The following is a 19463-nucleotide window of genomic DNA, read 5'->3' on the forward strand; positions in this document are numbered from 1 at the left end:
CCGTTCCTGATGCCGGTCGAGGACGTGTTCTCGATTTCGGGCCGCGGCACGGTGGTGACGGGGCGCATTGAGCGCGGCGTGATCAAGGTGGGCGAGGAAGTCGAGATCGTCGGCATCCGTCCGACGACGAAGTCGACGGTGACGGGCGTCGAGATGTTCCGCAAGCTGCTCGACCAGGGCGAGGCGGGCGACAATGTCGGCTGCCTGCTGCGCGGCACGAAGCGCGAGGACGTCGAGCGTGGCCAGGTGCTGTGCAAGCCGGGCTCGGTGAAGCCGCACACGAAGTTCAAGGCCGAGGCGTATATCCTCACCAAGGAAGAGGGCGGCCGTCATACGCCGTTCTTCACCAACTATCGCCCGCAGTTCTATTTCCGCACGACGGACGTGACCGGCATCGTCACATTGCCGGAGGGCGTGGAGATGGTGATGCCGGGCGACAATGTGACGATGGAAGTCGCGCTGATCGTGCCGATCGCCATGGAGGAGAAGCTGCGCTTCGCCATCCGCGAAGGCGGCCGAACCGTCGGCGCCGGCGTCGTCGCCAGCATTATCGAGTGACCACTGGCGCGCGCTGAGAACATCAGTACAGGGGCAGGAGCCGCGCTCTTGCCCCTTTTTTTGGCCTATCCAATTTCAGATAGCGGCAAGAGATTAAGTTCCCCATGAAGCCTTCCGTCGTCAAACTCGAACAAACGCACCAGCGCTGGGCGACGATGTCGATCGCGACCATCCGCATGCCGGACGGAAAGACCTTCCTGCGCGATGTCGAGGACCATGGCTGCGCGGCCGCCGTGCTGCCATACGATCCCGCGCGCAAGACGGCGCTGCTCGTCGAGCAGCTGCGCGCCCCGGAGCTGATCGCCGTCGGCGCGACGCATTCGCTCGAAGCGATCGCCGGTCTCGTCGAGGGCGAGGATGACGCGGTCGCCACGGCAAAACGCGAGGCGCTCGAAGAAGGCGGATTGCGGCTCGGCGCGCTCGAACATGTCGCGACCGCCTGGTCGATGCCGGGCGTCTCGACCGAGCGTATGACGCTTTATCTGGCTGAATACCGGGCCGAGGATCGCGTCGGCGACGGCGGCGGCGTCGCGCATGAAGACGAAGAGGTTCGCGTCGTCGAACTGGGCCTCAAGGAACTCGCCGCGTTGATGGCGGCGGACGGCTTCGTCGACATGAAAACGCTCGCGCTCGTTCAGGCGCTGCGTCTTCGCCGCCCTGAACTCTTCGACTGACGCATGTCGACTGGATGGCCGACGTAAGCCGACACATGCGAATGACGGTGGATTCTAGCAGCCTCCGCCGCTGACCCCCGGCGCGAGCTGCAGCGCGTCGCAGAGATTGCGCGACTGGAAATCGTCCATCATTTTTCGGGTGATGACGCTGGTAGAGCCCGGCACTTGCATGACGGGGGTTGGAGCCCCCGTCGGTCCGGTCACATAGTCGGCGAAATAGCCGTCGTCAGTATATGGCGGCGGCGGCGCGACGCGATGAACCCGGGCGTGCGCGCCGCGCACGCGTAACTCGGCAGCGGCGGCGGTTGTCAGACCAACCGTGGCGAGGACGATGAGCAGGAATAGGGCGACAGCCTTGCGCATGGCGTTGTCCTCCTGCCCGAAGCATATAGGGGTCCGGGGTCACAAGGAAGCAGGCCGGCAGCCGTAAAAGGCCGTGTAAAGCGCTGCTTAGCGCCAGCTCAGGCGGCGAGTTCGTCGCCCAGAAGCACCGCGGGCAGGCGGCGCTCGTCGAGACGCTCGACCGTGGCCGTCGGCTGCTGAGCGAACTGCTCCACCTCCAGCGCCGCGGCGACGGCGGAAATGCCGATCTCGCGGTAAAGCCGCGCGAGAAGGTCATGGGGATGGCCGTTGGATTGGGGCTCGTTAAACTCGACGGAATACTTGTCGGACATGGGTGCGCTCGACGACAGGAGGGGAACTCAAGGGACGCTTTCCTAGGATTGTCCTCGGCGAGTTAACGCGCCGCTAAGGAACCGGCGCGGAGGCGCGCCCGCCCGACTTTTTTTCAAATGCGCGAGAACCGTTGCATTCGCCGTGAAATTGCGAAAAATACGCCCGAGCCGCCCCGTGGCGGCGGTCATGCGAGTCTGTGAACCGATGCGACGCCATCTTCCGCCCGAGCCCTGGTCGAAAGTCGCGCTTTGGAGCCGACGGTTCGCGATTTTCGCCGCAACTGTGGCGATTTTGGCGATCCTTCTGGGGCGACTTGGCGCCCTTGACCCGGCGTCGGCGCTCGCGTCGCTTGGCGGCGCCATGGCCTTGGCGCTGATCGCGCTGCTTTTATTTTGCGCCGCTTGCAGCGTGATCTGGCGGACAGGACGGCGCGGAGCCGGCGCGGCGGCGACCGCGTTCGTCATCGCGGCGTTGACGCTCGGCTACCCCGCCTATCTCGCTTTCGAGGCGGTGCGGCTGCCGGTGCTTTCCGACATTTCCACAGACGTCGCCGATCCTCCATATTTCTCCTTCTCCAAAGCCGCCTTCGAGGCGCGCAGCGGCTTCCAACCTCCTGGCATCCCGTCCCGCGCGCGGGAGGCGCAGCGGCCGGCCTATCCCGACGTCGAACCGATCGTCGTCGATCTCGACACGGACGAGGCCTATGCTCTGGTGCTGAAAACGGCCAAAGCCCGCGGCTGGACGCTCGTCGACAAGCGGCCGCCGGGCGGACGGAGCGGCGACGGCCATATCGATTTCATCGACAAAACGCTCGTCATGGGATTTGACGACGACATCACCGTCCGCTTCAAGCCGCTGCCCGGTCAGACGCGCATCGATCTACGCTCAGCGTCGCGTTACGGACGCCATGACTTTGGCGTGAACGCCAAAAGAATCGCCGCCTTCGCCGAGGAACTCCAGTCGCAGCTCGACACGCGCTAGCGCGCTCCCCAAATTGAACGGCAGCGCGAGACGCTCGTTTTCGGCGGCGTCTTGGATTAGTCTGCACGGCAAAGCTTAGCGACGGGAGCGGTGATATGGTCGAGGAAAGCGGCGTCGTTCCAGCAAGCGCGCCCACGATTCCCCCCTTCACCCGCGAGCAGGAGCTCACCGCCTTTCGCGAAATGCTGCTCATCCGGCGCTTCGAGGAAAAGGCCGGACAGCTCTACGGCATGGGCGTCATCGGCGGATTCTGCCACCTTTACATCGGCCAGGAAGCCGTCGTCGTCGGCGTCAAGATGGCTGCCCGCGACGGCGACCAGTTCACCACGAGCTACCGCGACCATGGACATATGCTCGCCTCGGGGATGGAGCCCAGGCGCGTCATGGCGGAACTCGCCGGAAAGCGCGGCGGCTATTCCAAGGGCAAGGGCGGGTCGATGCACATGTTTTCGCGCGAAGCGAATTTCTATGGCGGGCATGGCATCGTCGGCGCGCCCGCGCCGATCGGCGCGGGAGTCGCTTTCGCTAACGCCTATCGCGGCGACGGCCGCGTATCTTTGACCTTTTTCGGAGAAGGCGCCGCCAACCAAGGCCAGGTCTACGAAGCCTTCAACATGGCGTCGCTCTGGAAACTGCCGGTCGTTTTCATTGTCGAGAACAACCGTTATGCGATGGGCACGGAGATTTCCCGCGCCTCCGCGCAAATCGACCTCTCCAAACGCGGCGCGGCTTTCGGCATTCCGGGCAAGCAGATCGACGGCATGGACGTGCGCATCGTCAAGGCTACGGCGGACGAGGCGATCGAATGGTGCCGCGCCGGCAAGGGCCCCTATCTCATAGAGGCGCAGACCTATCGCTATCGCGGCCATTCGATGTCCGACCCCGCGAAATATCGCTCCAAGGAAGAAGTCCAAAAGATGCGCGAGGAGCATGATCCGATCGAGCAAGTCCGCGCGCGGCTGATCGCCGACGGCATGAGCGAGGACGAACTCAAGAAGATCGACGCCAATGCGCGCAAGATCGTCGCCGAAGCCGCGGATTTCGCCACTGCGGACAAGGAGCCGGACCCGAGTGAGTTGTGGACGGACGTGCTGGCGTCGTGAGGGATTGAGTCAATGACCGTCAATGTCCTCATGCCCGCGCTGTCTCCCACGATGGAGCAGGGCAAGCTCGCCAAATGGCTCAAGAACGAAGGCGACGCGGTGAAAGCCGGCGACGTCATCGCTGAAATCGAGACCGACAAGGCCACGATGGAGGTCGAGGCCGTCGACGAAGGCGTGCTGGCGCGCATCCTCATTCCCGGCGGCACCGAGAATGTCGCCGTCAACACGCCGATCGCGGTGATCGCCGAGGAAGGCGAGGAGGTCGCCGACACCGCCGACCACGCGCCGGTCGATCGCGTCGGCGAAGAGGACAAGGCGCAAGAGCAGGCCGAGGCGGCGCCGCCAGTCCCAGGCCAGACCGCGCCGCAGGACGAACCCGGCGAAGCCAACAAGGCCGCGACCAAAGCCGCCGTCGAGGCCGCGACGCCCGCGCCCAAGGCGACGAGCGTCGCCGCGCAGCCGTCCCCGCGCGTCGCGCCGGAGGTGCCCGAAGGCACGACGATGGTGTCGATGACCATGCGCGAAGCCTTGCGCGACGCCATGGCCGAAGAGATGCGGCGCGACCCGAGCGTCTTCGTGATCGGCGAGGAGGTCGCCGAATATCAAGGCGCCTATAAGGTCACGCAGGGCCTGCTGCAGGAATTCGGCGCCAAACGCGTCGTCGATACGCCCATCACCGAATATGGCTTCGCGGGCGTTGGCGTCGGCGCGGCCTTCGCCGGGCTGCGGCCGATCGTCGAATTCATGACCTTCAATTTCTCGATGCAGGCCATCGACCACATCGTCAATTCGGCGGCGAAGACGCTGTACATGTCCGGCGGACAGATCAACTGTCCGATCGTTTTCCGCGGACCGAACGGCGCCGCGGCGCGCGTCGCCGCGCAGCACAGCCAGGATTATTCCGCCTGGTATTCGCAGGTGCCGGGGCTGATCGTGATTTCGCCGTCGAACGCCAGCGATGCGAAGGGCCTGCTGAAGGCCGCGATCCGCAACGACAATCCGGTCGTGTTTCTCGAGAACGAGATTCTCTACGGCAAGACGTCGGAAGTGCCGGCGCTGGAGGACTTCGTCTTGCCGATCGGCAAGGCGCGCATCGCAAGGCCGGGCAAGGATGTGACGCTCGTCTCCTTCTCGATAGGCATGACCTATGCGCTGCAGGCCGCCGAACAACTCGCCAAAGAGGGGATCGACGCCGAGGTGATCGATTTGCGCACGCTACGCCCGATGGACACGGCGACGATTATCGAGTCCGTCAAGAAGACCGGCCGCTGCGTCGCGATCGAAGAAGGCTGGCCGCAGTGCGGCGTCTCGGCCGAAATCGCCATGCGCGTGCAGCAAGAAGCCTTCGACTATCTCGACGCGCCGGTGTTGCGCGTCACCGGCAAGGACACGCCGATGCCCTACGCGGCCAATCTCGAAAAGCTCGCTTTGCCGAGCGTGGCTGATGTCGTCACGGCGGCGAAAGCGGTTCTGTATCGGTGATTGGGCGCGCGATGCGGGAAGCCGCGCGCGCTGTCATTCCCGACGCGCGCAAAGCGCGCGATCGGGAATCCAGAGCAAAATCAGACACGCTTGTTGCGACTCTGGATTCCCGGGCAGGCATTTGCGCCTTGTGGCATTGACCGACACTCTAGGGCTGGAACGAGGCGAACAGCACTAACGTCGCTTGACGTGCTCTTCAGAGAAGCCGATTTCGATCTCGAACGCTGTTACCTTCTCGATCATCCGTTCGAATTCCCAAGGAAAGTGGCCCAAAATTTCCGCCCATAGCTCGCCAGCCAAGACGACGTAAAACTTGGCGGCTTCCCGATCAATCACGTCCTCGGGCAACACGACCTTCCCGTCCATCATATCGATGTAGAGACATGACTGCCGTACCGTCTCGATCTTGCCACTCTCGACATCCTGCAAGAGCTGCTTGACCCGCTGCTTTCCTAAAATGCGATCAAGCCGCGCGTTTATGACTGCGCCTGAAATAATCCCCATGAAGTGCTTCTTGCGGTGATCTCGGCCAAGCCGACCCAAAGTTGTTTGTGTGGTGGGTTGGGTGCGGTCCCACGCGAGGAGATCGGTCCAGAGACGTCCCAACTTTCCTACTTCCTCAATGGCGAGAATTGACAAAAAGGTTGAGAGTGGAAAACGAGCTTCTCTGTAGTGGCGGCACGCATCATCCCACAGGGCTTCAACGTGGCCCACGAGGCGCGCATATTGAGCAAGGCACTCGGCAAATGAGTCGCCACTTAAAAGCGGCGGGCCGTCGCCATACATTTCGGTTTTGATCGAACATAGCTTGTCAAAGAGACGAAACCCGTCTTTCGCGCGGATGCCATACTTTACAGCTTCCACGTCGTATTCGCCCGAAAACTTTTCCATCAATACGTCGAGCGTTTCTTGGTGCATACGTTCCAAGATCCTACGATCGCTCATAAGCACATGATATGCCCGTGTGAAGGTCACGAATCCTTCATGATCGCCTTTTTCGTATATGTGCGGAATGACACCCTTCATTGTCTCAAGGATCGGGAGACGTCCTTCGGCAAGCGCCTCGACGAGGTCGCTCCACGCAGCTTGTACATCCTCGGTTCCGGTTGGATCGGTAGCCGTCGTCACCTGAAAGCTCCTGGGTATCGATTGCCGAAGGCTCATCGAGGATAGTAGCATTGTCACATGATCAGCGATCTCACTCTTCCAACCGGGGAAACGGTTAAACTGGTCTTCCTGCGGAAATGGCCAAACGTTGGGGACATGATCTATTTGCAGTCGATTCGTTCTGGGCGGCTAAATGAAGGCTCGGACATTGCCACATCATACAGAAACATGGCTTGTTTCTATGCACGGCTCTTGGCGGATGAAGTGCATGACAAGACGAAGTTCGACGCAGTAGTCTCGCCACCCAGCACCAGAGCCGACGCAATCGTCTACAGAGAATCTATCTTGGAATCGATCTCGCCGAATTCTAACGTACCAGACCTGTCGGGCGGATTTTCGAGGAAAGAAAGGGCTAAAGCGGCGAGTGCCTCTTCATTGGAGGAGATCGTCAACGAGTTTGCGTACAAAGCCGACGGCCACGAAGCTGCGATCGAGTCTTTGCTGATCGTCGATGACTCAATTGCGAGCGGAAAAACGATTGCCGCTATGCTCCACCACCTTCGTAAGGCAGGCTTGCCTTTGGACTGCATGATAACCGTTGCAGTGCCGGCGTGGTTGAACGACGGATCGAGTTAGAGCGATCTTTGGCCTGCTGGTTTGTCTCTCAGGAGTCCAGGGCCGCAATTCCCCGCCGCGCTCGCCGCATTACCCCTCCGGCCAGAAGTCCTCGGCCATCATCTCTTCGAAGGTCCAGGGGCACTGCGCGGGGAACACAGCGGCGTCGAGGTCGGTTTCGCGCTGAGCGCCGATTCGCGCCTGCCGATAGGCGAGCGCCGTCGCTTCAGCGATGACACTCTTGAGGCTGGGATTGTCCGCAAGATGCGCGTCAATCGCGATTCGCTGCTCGTCGACGCTCAGCTTCCAGCTCCGCCCGCGCAGGCTCGGCTGAAAGCGCCATTTCAGCAAGTGCACCATCAGGACGATCAGGCGGCTGACGAGTTCGCGCTTTTCGGTCTTGCCCAAGCTCTCCACCTCTTCGGCGATATGCTCGATATCCGCCTCGCTGAGCTTTCCGGCGCGCAGCAGCGCCGCCTGCTCATTGGCCCAGGCGTAAAAATCTTGGTCATAAAGCTGGCTCGCGGCCATTTTTCTCTCGGGGGATTTATTCGCTCGGCGCGGCGCGTTCATGGACTGCTCTCGGCAAGGCCTCTAATATATAGCGAACTTTCCGCCGCCAAAGGCGATTCCGCACGATGAACGCTCCCGCTCAATTCGCCGCCGGCGACCGCATCTTCGCTTCGCCTCTCGCGCGCCGTCTGGCGAGGGAAGGGGGACTCGACCTCTCCGCCCTCCAAGGCTCCGGGCCGCACGGCCGGATCATCGAACGCGACGTGAAAACGGCGCTCGCGCGCGGAGAGACGGCCAAGGCGGCGCCGCTCGCCGCAGCGCCCTCTGCTGACCTAACGCGCAAATTCTTCGAGGCCGGCGCTTACGAGGAAATCCCGCACGACAATGTGCGCAAGGCGATCGCGCGCCGGCTGACGGAATCGATCCAGACCATTCCGCATTTCTATCTCAACGTCGACTGCGAGATCGATGCGCTGCTGCGCCTGCGCGAGGATTTTAACGCCGCCGCGCCGCTCGGGTCTGACGGCAAACCGACATGGAAGACGTCGGTCAATGATTACGTCGTGAAGGCGCTCGCCATCGCGCTGCAGCGCAAGCCAGAAGCCAATGTCACCTATACGCCGGACGCGTTGCTGCGCCACAAATCCTCCGATATCGGCGTCGCCGTGTCGATCCCTGGCGGGCTCGTCACGCCGATCATCCGTAACGCGCAGGCGAAATCGGTTCGCGAGATCTCCGAGGAGATCAAGGAGCTCGCCGGGCGCGCCCGCGCGCGCAAGCTCAAGCCGCATGAATATGAAGGCGGCGTGTCGGCGGTCTCCAATCTCGGCATGTATGGCGTGCAGAGTTTCACGGCGGTGATCAATCCGCCGCAGTCGACGATCCTGGCGGTCGGGCAGGGCGAGCAGCGCATGATCGTGAAGAACGGCGCGCCCATTGTGGCGACAATGATGAGCGTGACGCTGTCCTGCGATCATCGCGCCGTCGACGGCGCGCTCGGCGCCGAGCTCTTGGCGGAATTCAAACATGTCATCGAACATCCGGCGATGATGTTCGCGTGACGGGCGGGCAGTCTCCTTCTCCCGCATGCGGGAGAAGGTGGCCCTCGCGTTAGCGAGGGTCGGATGAGGGCCCTTACCGTCACGCGTTCCGCGCGACACCTTCGGGAGACTGCTGGGTGTTCTGCTCCTATGGCGACGTGCCATGCCCGCCCGTGCAGAAGGAGCGCGATTGTTGCGGCCGTCCGATGGACGAGGGGCGCTAATCGCGGCATATGGCTTGCCTGGAACAGCTCTAAACAGGCAAGGAGCGGGCGCGTGGCGACGGAAGCTGACATTTTGAAGGCTCTGGAAGGGCTCTACGGGCCGGGCGGAGCGCCGCTCGCCGGCGCGGTAAGCGGCGTCAATGTGTCGGGCGCCAAAGCCTTCGTTTCATTGGCCGGCGATCCGAGCCAGACTCAGGCCTGGGAGGCGGCGCGAGTCGCGGCCGAGCGCGCGATCAAGGCGGCGCCCGGCGTCGAGCAGGCGATCGTGACCTTGACCGCTGAACGCGCCTCGCGCCCCGAGGCTCAGCCGCCTCGGGCTCAAGCCCATGCCCATGCCCATGGCCATGCGCATGGGGCCGGCGCGCCGCCGCCTCAACAAAAAGCCGGGATTCCGGCGCTGGAAAAAATCCGTTTCATTGTCGCCGTCGCCTCGGGCAAGGGCGGCGTCGGCAAGTCGACCACATCGGCCAATCTTGCGCTCGGCCTCGCCGCTCAGGGGTGGCGCGTCGGCCTGCTCGACGCCGACGTCTATGGCCCCTCGATGCCGCGGCTTTTCGGCTTGACTGACAAACCCAAGGTCGAGGGCGGCAAGCTCGTGCCGCTCGAAGCCTATGGCGTGAAGATCATGTCGATGGGCTTTCTCGTCGACGAGAACGTGCCGATGGTCTGGCGCGGTCCGATGGTGTCGCAGGCGATTTCGCAAATGCTCGGCGAAGTCGCCTGGGGAGAACTCGACGCGCTCGTCATCGACATGCCTCCCGGCACCGGCGACGTTCAGCTCACCATCGCGCAGCAGGTCCCGCTCGCCGGCGCGGTGATCGTCTCGACGCCGCAGGATTTGGCGCTGATCGACGCTCGGCGCGCCGTGTCGATGTTCCAGAAAGTCGAGACTCCGATCCTCGGCGTTATTGAAAATATGAGCTACTTCCTGTGCCCCCACTGCGGCGGGCGCTCGGAGATCTTCGCGCATGGCGGCGCGCGCCATGACGCCGAACAGATGGGCGTGCCATTTCTGGGCGAGGCGCCGCTCGACATCAAGATCCGTCAAACCTCGGACGCTGGGAGACCGGTCGTGGGCGCCGAGCCCGACAGCCCGCAGGCCGCGGTCTATCTCAATCTGGCGGCGAAGGTGAAAACGCTGCTTGAAACGCAAAAGCAGCGCACTGCGCCAAAGATCGTCGTCGGTTGAGGCGAGACGCATAAAAAGACGCGCCTCCTTTTCGGAGGCGCGCCAGGCGGGCCGATCGCTGCGGCCGTCAGGGAGCGCTCGTTTTCAGAAATGACTGGGGATCCAGGACGTATCGCCTGCATCCCATTTGTAGTTGTAGCCGACCGTGAACTGGGTGGCGCGTCCCCAGGCGGTGATGACAGCGTTTGTATTATAATGGGGAAACAGATTTATTGGAATTGCGGGAGAGAACGCCCGGCCGACGAAGGGAGCGTTCTCGAAGTAGCTGACCGAATTCTTGAAGTCATAAATGGCGGCGAAATCGATCGATGAATTTTTCGTCAGTTGATAGCCGAAGCCGCCGGTAACGGAGTGAGCGGCGACAGCAGGCGCCAGCGCGGCAAGCGTGGCGGCGCGCTCTCTACCCGGGACAGTTGAGTAATGGTAGCCAACGCGCAAGGCCAGCTTTGACGTGGCGCGCCATTCTGCGCCCAATGACGCGGAATCGGTGTCACGCCAATCGAATCCAAGCCCGCCGGATGAACCGAACGACCCGTACCAGATGGGAAAGCTTTGATTGCCTACGGACGTCGCTGAATAGAAGATGTGTCTCCAGTCAGCCATCAGCGTGAGGTTGGGCAGCACGTCATAGGCGACGCCGGCGATCACGTTCGCCGGAATGTCGAAACTGCCTTGGTCCGCTAAAAGTCCTCTGTATTTGTCAAATTTCGACATGAACATGGGCGTCGTGCCGGCGAAGCCAAAGCGCAGTTCATCCGTCGCGCGCCACTCCAAGCCGATGCGGAAGCCGCCCCCGACCGACCAATCGTAGGCCATGTCGGAAAAGTTGTACATGTTGGAGGAGTAGGGGGAGAGGATTTTCAATCCCTGCACATTCAACATCTGAACAGCGATCGTGGGCGAGAATCCAATAGTAATCGGACCGAATCTTCGGGCGTAGGTGGCGCTCACAAACGATTGTTGAAGATCGAGTCCCGCCCAGCCACCGCCAAGGACGCCGCCAAACGAAGGAGAGACGGTAATCACGCCGCCCGGGCCCGCTTTGACCGGAGGCTTGAAATGCCCGAAGTCATAGGACGTATTGAGCCCGCCGTTGCCGTAATTGGCGACGCCCCATGCGGATTCGGCATCGATCGGCTGGACATAGGCGCCGTTTGGCACGGGAAAGATCGGTCGACCGCTCCTGACATCGCCAGGCGCCAGCACCACCGGCTGCCCAACGGTCGAATACCCGCGCTCGGGCAGGCTCGCGCCGAGTCCGAATTGAAACATCCGGTCGAGTCCGACAATGCCAGCCGGGTTGATCGACATGGCCATTGCGTCTCGCGAGTCGGCGACGCCAGCGCCGCCTAAGGCCCGCTGACGCGGACCGTAGCCTGTAAGGAAATAGCCGTCGGCGCCGAAGGAGAGGGACGGCGCAAGCGCTGCGATTGCGCTTAGCGTGAAGAGGAAGCTGCGCGAATTCGATTTTTTCATTGTCGGCGAGTCCCGAGGCGAACCGTCTCTTGAGCCTCGCCACCGGCGGGCATTCGCTTGTCGCGCCGAAGTTCGACGCATGTTTACAGTGTATTAAACATTACAAGACCCACTCGACTTTAGGCGCAAATTCGCTTTCACAAGCAAAGATTTCTCCTCTCTGTAACGTCTTTGCAACACATGTGCTGTTTGTGCATTGCGCGCCTCAACGCAAATCGACAGTGAGGGCCGCGTCTTCTCGCGGCGCGCGCGGCGCCGGATAGAGCAACCGACGCCAAACGCCGTACCAGCTTCCTGCAATCACTGCGAGCGTCAGCGCCAGAACCAGTTTTGGCCAAGTCGGCGACTCGAAGCGCAGAAGCTCCGAGATGACAGGCGTGTAAAGGCTGGCCGTCAACATCGCACTGGCCGCGAAGGCGACGCCCCAAAACGGCAGATTGTCGCGCGAGAACAAGGACGCGCCGCGCGGAAGCGCATCCGAGAGCGCGAGCACGAGATTGCTGACGACAAGGGTTGCGAAAGCGAGACCGCGCGCCTGCGGCTCCGGTGCGCCGAATCCATCGTCGATGATGTAGACCGACATCACGGTCAGGAAGACGACGAAGCCCTGCACGAAACCGAGCCAGAGTTGGCGCGAACCAAAAAGCGGCTCATCGCGCCGGTGAGGCGGTTTGAGCATGGCGTCGGCCTCATTCGGCTGCGACTCGAAAACGAGCGCGCAGGTCGGGTCGATGATCAACTCCATCAGCACGACATGCGCCGGCAGCAACAGAGGCGGCAGCCCCATCAGGATTGGCGCCAGTGCGACGCCGGCGATCGGAATGTGAATTGCCGTCACATAGGTGAGCGCGCGGCGGAGATTGGCGAAGATGCGCCGCCCCAGCGCCACGCCGGCGACGATCGAGGCAAAGCTGTCGTCAAGCAGCACGATGTGCGCGGCTTCGCGCGCAACATCCGAGCCGCGCTGGCCCATGGCGATGCCAATATGCGCGGCGGCGAGCGCCGGCCCGTCATTGACCCCGTCTCCGGTCATGGCGACGATATGGCCGTCGGCTTTGAACGCCTCGACCAGCGCCAGCTTGCTCGTCGGCGTCACGCGGGCGAAGACGCGCATGTTGCGGATTTTTTCAGGACGAAGTTCGTTCGGCGTCGCCGCGATCTCAGCGCCGGTGAGCACGCCGGCTTCAGAATTGATGCCCGCTTGCCGCGCGATGGCCAGCGCCGTCGCAGGATAGTCGCCCGTGATCATCGCCACCGCGACTCCCGCGCGCTGCGCGGCGGCGACGGCTGCGGGGACCTCCTCGCGAAGCGGATCCTCAAAGGCCAGCAGACCTATGAAATTGAATGACGCCACTTCCGGCGGAGGCGCTTGCGGCAGCGGCGCCGTCGTCGCGACGCCAAGCACGCGAAGGCCGCGATGCGCCAGATCGTCGATTTTCGTCTGAAGGCGTGCGCGTTCTTCGTCCGAGACTCGCGCGAGTTTGAAGATTGCTTCCGGCGCGCCTTTCGCGGCATAGCTCTCGCCCGACTCATCGCGCCAGCACTGAATGAAGGCGAGCAGGTCCGGGCGGATCGGGAAGCTGCAAAGGGGTACGGCTTCCGATGCGACGGCTGCTTCCGCCGCGAAGGCGTGCACGGCGCGATCCATCGGATCGACGGGATTTGCCGATGAGGCGCGCAAGGCGGCGCGGACGAGCATGCGTTGCCCCGCATCCGCGAGCGGCGCATCGATCGCCTGGTCACTTTCGGAAATAGCGAACGCGACGCGCATGCGGTTCTGCGTCAGCGTTCCGGTCTTGTCGACACAGAGAATCGACGTAGAGCCCAGCGTCTCGGTCACCGAAGATCGACGCACGAGCACGTTGCGGCGCGCTAGCCGAAAAGCGCCCAGCGCGAGGAAGATCGCGAGCACCATCGGAAATTCTTCCGGCAAAAGGCCGATGGCGAGCGTGATGCCGGCGATGGCGCCCTCAAACCAGTCGCCATGCACGCGCCAATAGGCAAGGAACACCAAGACGCAAAAGATGAGAGCGAAGGCGCCGAGCGTGGCGACCAGCCTGCCGGTCCTTTGCTGCAGAGGACTGGGCTCGGCCTCGATCGCCGCGAGCGACGCGCCGAGACGGCCCATCGCCGTGCGCGCGCCGGTGCGCACGACCTCGGCCAATCCCGATCCTCGCGCGATCATGGTTCCCGCAAAAAGAAAGGGCGTATGTTCGCCGCCAGGATCGGGAAACTCCGCCGAGCGGTCTTCGCTTGCGAGAGTCTTCGTCACCGCGGCTGACTCGCCCGTGAGGAGGGACTCGTCGATGACGAGCGCGTCGCCGCCGATCAGCAGCGCGTCCGCCGGCGCGCGCTCCCCCTCGCCGACGAGAATGAGGTCGCCGGGAACGAGATCGCGGGCAGGGATGCGCCGTTCGACGCCGTCGCGCAGACAAGTCGCGGTTGGTTCGGCCAGTCGGTTGAGCGCTTGAAGGGCGCGCTCGGTTCGCAGCTCTTGCAGAACAACGAGAGTGATCGACGCGCCTGCGCCGGCGACCATGAACAGGCCTTCGCCCAGATCGCCGACGAAAAGGTAGAGCAACGCGGCGGACGCAAGCAGAAAGAACATGGGTTCTTTCAGCGTGCGCAGCGCGATCGCGAATATGCCCGGCGGGGGAGCTCTTGGCTGCTCATTCGGCCCGCATTCGGCAAGACGCCTCTCGGCTTCCTCCGACGTCAGGCCCTGGAAATTGAAATTCCTCATATGTCTGGGCTCGTCGGGGCTATACGCTATTTTGCCGGTATCGCCACGCGAGCTTGCGACACGAGTGTGAACGCGGTAATTTTTCCATAATGGCGAGGGGCGCCGCAAGCGCGGCTGAGAAGCACCCGTCGAACCTGATCCGGGTCATGCCGGCGTAGGGAAGGCCAGCGAAGAAGCGAACGGCGCCTCGCGTCGACGCTGTGATAGCGCATCCCTCCTTCGTCTTCCTGACTCAGCGTCCGCTTCCCTTGACGAAGCGCGATGAAGGAGCGCGATCATGAACATCCACGACAAGCGTATGCCGGCGAGCGTCACCACCGGGCCGATCGGGAAATCGCGCAAGGTCTATTCCTCGCCGAAGGAACGCGACGACATTCGCGTTCCCTACCGCGAGGTCGCGCTCGATCCATCGTCGGGCGAGCCGCCGCTTCGGGTCTACGACCCGTCAGGACCCTATACCTGCGCATCCTTTACGCCCGACCTTTCCGCGGGATTGCCCTCGGCGCGTCCCTGGCTCGCGACGCGCGCTGGTCTCGAACCCTATCGAGGGCGCGGCATCAAGCCCGAAGACAACGGCTTCGCCGAAGGCGAGCGCCTGGTGCCGCCTTGCCCGGCAGAGCGCAGGCTTCATCGAGCGGCCGGGGCCAGCCCCGTCACTCAGCTCGAGTTCGCTCGCGCCGGAATCGTGACGGAGGAGATGATCTATGTCGCGCATCGCGAGAACCTCTGCCGCGAGCGCGCGCTTGACGTCGCGAAAGAACGCATCGCCGACGGCGAGAGCTTTGGCGCGTCGATACCCGAATTCGTCACGCCCGAATTCGTGCGCGAGGAAATCGCGCGCGGCCGCGCCATCATTCCGGCGAATGTCAATCACCCGGAGCTCGAGCCGGTCATTATCGGCCGCAACTTCCTGGTGAAGGTCAACGCCAACATCGGCAACTCGGCCGTCACCTCTTCCGTTGCGGATGAGGTCGAAAAGATGGTGTGGGCGATCCGCTGGGGCGCCGACACGGTGATGGACCTCTCCACCGGCCGCAACATTCACAACATCCGCGACTGGATCATCCGCAACGCCTCCGTGCCGATCGGCACGGTGCCGATCTATCAGGCCTTGGAAAAGGTTGGCGGCGATGCGCTGAAGCTCGACTGGGAAGTTTTTAAAGACACGCTGATCGAGCAAGCGGAGCAGGGCGTGGACTACTTCACGATCCATGCCGGCGTGCGTCTCGCCTATGTGCCGCTCACCGCCAATCGCGTGACCGGCATCGTCTCGCGTGGCGGCTCGATCATGGCGCGCTGGTGCCTGTCGAAGCACAAGGAGAGCTTCCTCTATGAACGCTTCGACGAGATTTGCGACATCATGCGCAAATATGACGTGTCCTTCTCGCTCGGCGACGGTCTGCGCCCCGGCTGCAACGCCGACGCCAATGACGCGGCGCAATTCGCCGAGCTGGAGACGCTTGGCGAATTGACGAAGATTGCCTGGGACAAGGGCTGTCAGACGATGATCGAAGGCCCCGGCCATGTGCCGATGCACAAGATCAAAGCCAATATGGACAAGCAACTCAAAGTCTGCGGCGAGGCGCCGTTCTATACGCTCGGCCCGCTCATCACTGACATCGCGCCGGGCTACGACCACATCACGTCAGGCATCGGCGCCGCGATGATCGGCTGGTTCGGCACGTCGATGCTGTGTTACGTCACGCCTAAAGAACATCTCGGCCTGCCGGATCGCGACGACGTGAAGACCGGCGTCATCACCTATCGCATCGCGGCGCACGCCGCCGATCTCGCCAAGGGCCATCCGGCAGCGCGCGAACGCGACGACGCCATGAGCCGGGCACGTTTCGACTTCCGCTGGGAGGATCAGTTCGAGATCGGACTCGATCCCGACACGGCGCGCGAATTCCACGACGCGACGCTGCCGAAAGAGGCGCACAAGGTCGCGCATTTCTGCTCGATGTGCGGACCAAAATTCTGCTCGATGCAGATCACCCGCGATCTGCGCGAGGAGGCGAAAGAGATCGAACGCCAGAAGGGCATGGCCGAAAAGAGCGCGGAATTTTTGGAAAAGGGCGCCAGCATATACGTCGCGGCGAAGTAGGCGCGCCCTTAAGGCGAAGGCGCCCGGCTATCGCCGGGCGCCTTAAATTGCTTAGCTCTTTCCGATGACCTCGACGCGGACCTGTCCGGTGCCGCGTTCGATGAGGCCGAGCTGGGTCGCCGCGCCGCGCGACACGTCGAGGCTGCGCCCAGTCCAGACCGCCGGTCCGCGGTCATTGATGCGCACCACCACCGAACGCCCGGCGTAGGTCAGGCGCAGACGCGTGCCCATCGGCAGCGTGCGGTGGGCGGCCGTCATGTCCCACATGTTGAACAGTTCGCCATTGGCGGTGTGGCTGTTGGGCTCATAGCGGCGCGGGCCGCCGCCGTAGAATGACGCGTTGGCGGTGAAACCCTGCGAAGCCTCCACGGGGCGCGAGGCATGGCGCGAGGCATGGCTCGACGAATGGCGGGAGGCGTGATGGTGATGCGCCAGAGCCGGCGCGGTCGTCAGTGCAAGGATCGTCAGTACGCCACAGATACGATTCATTCAGGATTGCTCCGTTTACGCACAATGCGTGAAGGATGCTGACGAGCGCGTTCGCTTCGTCAAGCGCACAGTTTCCATCCGTCTGAATGGAGGTGAAGACAAATTAGTTAATTGTGAAATGTGGCAAAATATGTGCTGCCAATATCCTGGCGTATATGTTCGTCGCAGCGCATAATATTCTCGATAGTTAGTCTATTTTTCAATTTCTTGTCGCTATATGTCTTTGCATAGTTGCATTTTGTGCGATATATGTGCAATCTATACTAGCTTAAGCGCTGCGGCGTGGGGGAGTGACAAGAGCGAGCGGAGGCGGCAAACATGCGTGCCGGGAGACCCGCGAATGACAGACCAAAAGCGCGCCGCGATCATCGGCGTCGTCACCGCCTCCGATCGCGCGAGCGCCGGCGTCTATGAAGATGAGAGCGGTCCGGCGATCGAGGCCTATCTACGCGCAGCGCTGACGACGCCCTTCCGCATCGAGCGGCGGATCATCCCTGATGGGCTTGAAAGCGTGCGCGACACGCTTATCGACTTGGCAGACGCTGTCGGTTGCGACCTCATCGTCACCACCGGCGGCACAGGCCCCAGCCCCCGCGATCTGACGCCCGAAGCGACGCTCGCGGCCTGCCCGCGCGAGCTGCCCGGCTTTGGCGAGCGGATGCGACAGGTTTCGCTGGCGCAGACGCCAACTGCGATCCTGTCGCGACAATTGGCCGCCCATCGCGGCAAGTGTCTCGTGATCAATCTGCCGGGCAAGCCAAGGGCGATCGAACTCTGTCTCGACGCCGTCATGTCGGCGGTGCCTTACTGCCTCGATCTTATCGGCGCGGCCTATATCGAGACCGATCCGGCGCTTGTCAAAAGCTTTCGCCCTAAAGCAAAATAACCGCCCGTTCGGGCAGCGTCCGACGCCGGGCCTAAGCTGCACGCTTCTCATCGCGGCGCCTCGCCTGTATAGGAAATGGCGCGTCACGAAAAGCGAATCGAAGCCGCTAAGCTGCGGGAGGCGAGGGCGACCGAACATGAACGAATTGCGTTTGGTGGTAGTCGGCGCGGCGGGCCGCATGGGCCGGATGCTGACCCAGATCATCCCCGATACTTTGGGCGTCCGATTGACTGCCGCTCTGGAGCGTCCCGGCTCTGCGGCGCTCGGCGCCGACAGCGGCGGCGCGGCGCCGAACGGCGTGCCGATCACGAGCGACGTCGGGGCCGCCCTCGGCGACGCTGACGCGATCGTCGACTTTTCGTCTCCGAGCAGCAGCGTGGAACTGGCCCAGGCGGCGGCTCGGGCCCGGGTGGCGCACATCATCGGCACGACCGGACTGTCTCAGGAAGATCTCGCCGCCATCGCCGAATGCGCGCGGGAAACGGCGATCGTGCGTTCCGGCAATATGAGCCTCGGCGTCAATCTCCTCGCCGTGCTTATCGAACGCGCGGCGCGCGCGCTTGGACCGGCTTGGGACGCCGAGATCGTCGAGATGCATCACCGCCTCAAAGTCGATGCGCCATCAGGAACGGCGCTGCTGCTCGGCGAGGCGGTCGCGCGCGGTCGCGGAATCGATCTCGGCGAGAACAGCGCGCGTGGGCGCGACGGTCTGACAGGGCCGCGGCGGATCGGCGAGATCGGATTTGCGAGCCTGCGCGGCGGCACGGTCGTCGGCGATCACACGGTCATCTTCGCCGGGGCCGGCGAGCGCATCGAATTCTCGCACCGCGCCGAGGATCGGGGCGTCTTCGCCCGCGGCGCCCTGGCCGCGGCGCTGTGGACGCGCGAGAAGGCCCCTGGGCTCTACTCCATGGCCGACGTGCTTGGCCTTACCGGCGCCTGATATCGACGAGAATTTATGAGCATGAATCGCACTCTCGTTCTGGTACGCCACGGTCAAAGCGAGTGGAACGCCAAAAACCTTTTCACTGGTTGGAAAAACCCCGATTTGACGCCGCTCGGCATCGAAGAGGCGCGCCGCGCCGGCCGCGAGTTGAAGAAGCGGGACATTCTATTCAGCGTCGGCTTCACCTCCGCTTTGCTGCGCGCGCAACACACGATTGATCTCATTTTCGAGGAGCTGGGCCAGGCGAGTGTCCCGACCATCAAGGACCGCGCGTTGAATGAGCGCCATTACGGCGATCTTTCCGGGCTCAACAAGGATGAGGCGCGCGACAAATGGGGCGAAGAGCAGGTGCACCTTTGGCGACGCTCCTATGACGTGCCGCCCCCAGGCGGCGAGAGCCTGAAGGACACGGTCGCGCGGGTCGTGCCCTTCTATGTCCAGCGCATTCTGCCGCCGGTGATGCGTGGCGAAAGGGCGTTGGTCGCGGCGCATGGCAATTCGCTGCGCGCGCTCTGCATGGTGCTGGAGCAGATGACGCCCGAGTCTGTGACCACGCTGGAACTTACGACCGGCGTTCCGATCATTTACCAGCTCAACGCCGATTCGACGGTGGCGTCGAAGACTGTGTTGCTTTAGCCTCGTTCTGCGCAGCCGCGCT

General features: G+C 63.0%; 19 protein-coding genes and 1 riboswitch. Of the genes, 12 read left to right on the plus strand and 7 right to left on the minus strand.

Annotation, left to right across the window (positions count from 1 at the left end; all coding sequences use genetic code 11):
• Positions 1–558, plus strand: a 558-nt coding sequence (locus HUN39_RS10725; RefSeq protein WP_269750329.1) for an EF-Tu C-terminal domain-related protein, incomplete at its 5' end; no start/stop codon positions are given.
• A gap of 104 nt (positions 559–662) precedes the next feature.
• A complete protein-coding gene (locus HUN39_RS10730) occupies positions 663–1232 on the plus strand; it encodes an NUDIX domain-containing protein (RefSeq protein WP_175094507.1) in 570 nt (189 codons plus the stop codon).
• 54 nt (positions 1233–1286) lie between these two features.
• On the opposite strand, the gene HUN39_RS10735 is transcribed toward HUN39_RS10730, so the two are convergent.
• Together HUN39_RS10735 and HUN39_RS10740 are read right to left on the minus strand one after the other, a co-directional pair.
• The gene (locus HUN39_RS10735) at positions 1287–1595 is read right to left on the minus strand and encodes a TonB-dependent receptor plug domain-containing protein (RefSeq protein WP_175094508.1); all 309 of its coding nucleotides are present in this window, start codon (positions 1593–1595) and stop codon (positions 1287–1289) included.
• A gap of 98 nt (positions 1596–1693) precedes the next feature.
• Positions 1694–1906, minus strand: a complete 213-nt coding sequence (locus HUN39_RS10740; protein WP_029648829.1) for a hypothetical protein — start codon at positions 1904–1906, stop codon at positions 1694–1696.
• A gap of 187 nt (positions 1907–2093) precedes the next feature.
• Between HUN39_RS10740 and HUN39_RS10745 the strand changes: the two genes are divergently transcribed.
• From HUN39_RS10745 to HUN39_RS10755, 3 genes are all read left to right on the plus strand, one after another.
• Positions 2094–2888 (plus strand): DUF1499 domain-containing protein, encoded by a 795-nt coding sequence (locus tag HUN39_RS10745; RefSeq protein ID WP_232366038.1) that lies wholly within the window; start codon positions 2094–2096, stop codon positions 2886–2888.
• Positions 2889–2983: 95 nt separating this feature from the next.
• Positions 2984–3991: a pyruvate dehydrogenase (acetyl-transferring) E1 component subunit alpha gene (pdhA, locus tag HUN39_RS10750; RefSeq protein WP_175094509.1), complete on the plus strand. Its 1008-nt coding sequence runs from the start codon at positions 2984–2986 to the stop codon at positions 3989–3991.
• A 12-nt stretch (positions 3992–4003) separates the two neighbouring features.
• Entirely contained in the window at positions 4004–5473 is a 1470-nt protein-coding gene (locus HUN39_RS10755; RefSeq protein ID WP_175094510.1) for a pyruvate dehydrogenase complex E1 component subunit beta, read from the plus strand.
• A 174-nt stretch (positions 5474–5647) separates the two neighbouring features.
• Here HUN39_RS10755 and HUN39_RS19590 read toward each other — a convergent pair whose 3' ends face one another.
• Positions 5648–6601 carry an AbiV family abortive infection protein gene (locus HUN39_RS19590; RefSeq protein ID WP_175094511.1) on the minus strand — a complete coding sequence of 318 codons (954 nt, stop codon included), beginning with the start codon at positions 6599–6601 and terminating at the stop codon, positions 5648–5650.
• 57 nt (positions 6602–6658) lie between these two features.
• Between HUN39_RS19590 and HUN39_RS10765 the strand changes: the two genes are divergently transcribed.
• Positions 6659–7216 carry a phosphoribosyltransferase gene (locus HUN39_RS10765; protein WP_175094512.1) on the plus strand — a complete coding sequence of 186 codons (558 nt, stop codon included), beginning with the start codon at positions 6659–6661 and terminating at the stop codon, positions 7214–7216.
• Between the two features lie 69 nt (positions 7217–7285).
• Here the strand turns inward: HUN39_RS10765 and HUN39_RS10770 are convergent, their stop codons facing one another.
• Complete coding sequence (locus HUN39_RS10770) at positions 7286–7726, minus strand: DUF29 domain-containing protein (RefSeq protein ID WP_175094513.1); 441 nt, start codon at positions 7724–7726, stop codon at positions 7286–7288.
• A gap of 107 nt (positions 7727–7833) precedes the next feature.
• On the opposite strand from HUN39_RS10770, the gene HUN39_RS10775 reads away from it, so the two are divergent.
• Positions 7834–8769, plus strand: coding sequence for a 2-oxo acid dehydrogenase subunit E2 (locus HUN39_RS10775; protein WP_175094514.1), 936 nt, complete (start codon positions 7834–7836; stop codon positions 8767–8769).
• A 255-nt stretch (positions 8770–9024) separates the two neighbouring features.
• On the plus strand, positions 9025–10161 hold the full coding sequence (locus HUN39_RS10780) for an Mrp/NBP35 family ATP-binding protein (protein ID WP_175094515.1): 1137 nt from the start codon (positions 9025–9027) through the stop codon (positions 10159–10161).
• Between the two features lie 84 nt (positions 10162–10245).
• On the opposite strand, the gene HUN39_RS10785 is transcribed toward HUN39_RS10780, so the two are convergent.
• The gene (locus HUN39_RS10785) at positions 10246–11718 is read right to left on the minus strand and encodes an OmpP1/FadL family transporter (RefSeq protein WP_408631400.1); all 1473 of its coding nucleotides are present in this window, start codon (positions 11716–11718) and stop codon (positions 10246–10248) included.
• A gap of 124 nt (positions 11719–11842) precedes the next feature.
• The gene (locus HUN39_RS10790; protein ID WP_175094517.1) at positions 11843–14380 is read right to left on the minus strand and encodes a cation-translocating P-type ATPase; all 2538 of its coding nucleotides are present in this window, start codon (positions 14378–14380) and stop codon (positions 11843–11845) included.
• Positions 14381–14465: 85 nt separating this feature from the next.
• Positions 14466–14559: riboswitch (TPP riboswitch) on the plus strand.
• Between the two features lie 98 nt (positions 14560–14657).
• Here HUN39_RS10790 and thiC point away from each other — a divergent pair.
• Complete coding sequence (thiC, locus tag HUN39_RS10795) at positions 14658–16484, plus strand: phosphomethylpyrimidine synthase ThiC (protein ID WP_175094518.1); 1827 nt, start codon at positions 14658–14660, stop codon at positions 16482–16484.
• A gap of 51 nt (positions 16485–16535) precedes the next feature.
• On the opposite strand, the gene HUN39_RS10800 is transcribed toward thiC, so the two are convergent.
• Positions 16536–16973 (minus strand): septal ring lytic transglycosylase RlpA family protein, encoded by a 438-nt coding sequence (locus HUN39_RS10800; RefSeq protein ID WP_175094519.1) that lies wholly within the window; start codon positions 16971–16973, stop codon positions 16536–16538.
• Positions 16974–17313: 340 nt separating this feature from the next.
• Here HUN39_RS10800 and mog point away from each other — a divergent pair, with 340 nt between their 5' ends.
• The 3 genes from mog (at position 17314) to HUN39_RS10815 (ending at position 19441) form a co-directional block, all read left to right on the plus strand.
• Positions 17314–17859, plus strand: a complete 546-nt coding sequence (mog, locus tag HUN39_RS10805; RefSeq protein WP_175094520.1) for a molybdopterin adenylyltransferase — start codon at positions 17314–17316, stop codon at positions 17857–17859.
• A gap of 136 nt (positions 17860–17995) precedes the next feature.
• A complete protein-coding gene (dapB, locus tag HUN39_RS10810; protein WP_175094521.1) occupies positions 17996–18802 on the plus strand; it encodes a 4-hydroxy-tetrahydrodipicolinate reductase in 807 nt (268 codons plus the stop codon).
• Between the two features lie 15 nt (positions 18803–18817).
• Complete coding sequence (locus HUN39_RS10815; RefSeq protein ID WP_175094522.1) at positions 18818–19441, plus strand: 2,3-bisphosphoglycerate-dependent phosphoglycerate mutase; 624 nt, start codon at positions 18818–18820, stop codon at positions 19439–19441.
• Positions 19442–19463: the final 22 nt, after the last annotated feature.

This window comes from Methylocystis silviterrae (assembly GCF_013350005.1).
GTDB lineage: Bacteria > Pseudomonadota > Alphaproteobacteria > Rhizobiales > Beijerinckiaceae > Methylocystis > Methylocystis silviterrae.

Excerpts from the sequence above, each read along its gene's own strand:
- pdhA (WP_175094509.1), top strand. The coding sequence starts at position 2,984 with ATGGTCGAGGAAAGCGGCGTCGTTCCAGCAAGCGCGCCCACGATTCCC.
- HUN39_RS10735 (WP_175094508.1), bottom strand. The coding sequence starts at position 1,595 with ATGCGCAAGGCTGTCGCCCTATTCCTGCTCATCGTCCTCGCCACGGTT.
- HUN39_RS10775 (WP_175094514.1), top strand. The coding sequence starts at position 7,834 with ATGAACGCTCCCGCTCAATTCGCCGCCGGCGACCGCATCTTCGCTTCG.
- HUN39_RS10765 (WP_175094512.1), top strand. The coding sequence starts at position 6,659 with ATGATCAGCGATCTCACTCTTCCAACCGGGGAAACGGTTAAACTGGTC.
- HUN39_RS10785 (WP_408631400.1), bottom strand. The coding sequence starts at position 11,718 with ATGCGTCGAACTTCGGCGCGACAAGCGAATGCCCGCCGGTGGCGAGGC.
- HUN39_RS10800 (WP_175094519.1), bottom strand. The coding sequence starts at position 16,973 with ATGAATCGTATCTGTGGCGTACTGACGATCCTTGCACTGACGACCGCG.
- HUN39_RS10745 (WP_232366038.1), top strand. The coding sequence starts at position 2,094 with ATGCGAGTCTGTGAACCGATGCGACGCCATCTTCCGCCCGAGCCCTGG.
- HUN39_RS10790 (WP_175094517.1), bottom strand. The coding sequence starts at position 14,380 with ATGAGGAATTTCAATTTCCAGGGCCTGACGTCGGAGGAAGCCGAGAGG.
- HUN39_RS10770 (WP_175094513.1), bottom strand. The coding sequence starts at position 7,726 with ATGGCCGCGAGCCAGCTTTATGACCAAGATTTTTACGCCTGGGCCAAT.
- HUN39_RS10740 (WP_029648829.1), bottom strand. The coding sequence starts at position 1,906 with ATGTCCGACAAGTATTCCGTCGAGTTTAACGAGCCCCAATCCAACGGC.
- thiC (WP_175094518.1), top strand. The coding sequence starts at position 14,658 with ATGAACATCCACGACAAGCGTATGCCGGCGAGCGTCACCACCGGGCCG.
- HUN39_RS10755 (WP_175094510.1), top strand. The coding sequence starts at position 4,004 with ATGACCGTCAATGTCCTCATGCCCGCGCTGTCTCCCACGATGGAGCAG.
- HUN39_RS10815 (WP_175094522.1), top strand. The coding sequence starts at position 18,818 with ATGAGCATGAATCGCACTCTCGTTCTGGTACGCCACGGTCAAAGCGAG.
- HUN39_RS10730 (WP_175094507.1), top strand. The coding sequence starts at position 663 with ATGAAGCCTTCCGTCGTCAAACTCGAACAAACGCACCAGCGCTGGGCG.
- mog (WP_175094520.1), top strand. The coding sequence starts at position 17,314 with ATGACAGACCAAAAGCGCGCCGCGATCATCGGCGTCGTCACCGCCTCC.
- dapB (WP_175094521.1), top strand. The coding sequence starts at position 17,996 with ATGAACGAATTGCGTTTGGTGGTAGTCGGCGCGGCGGGCCGCATGGGC.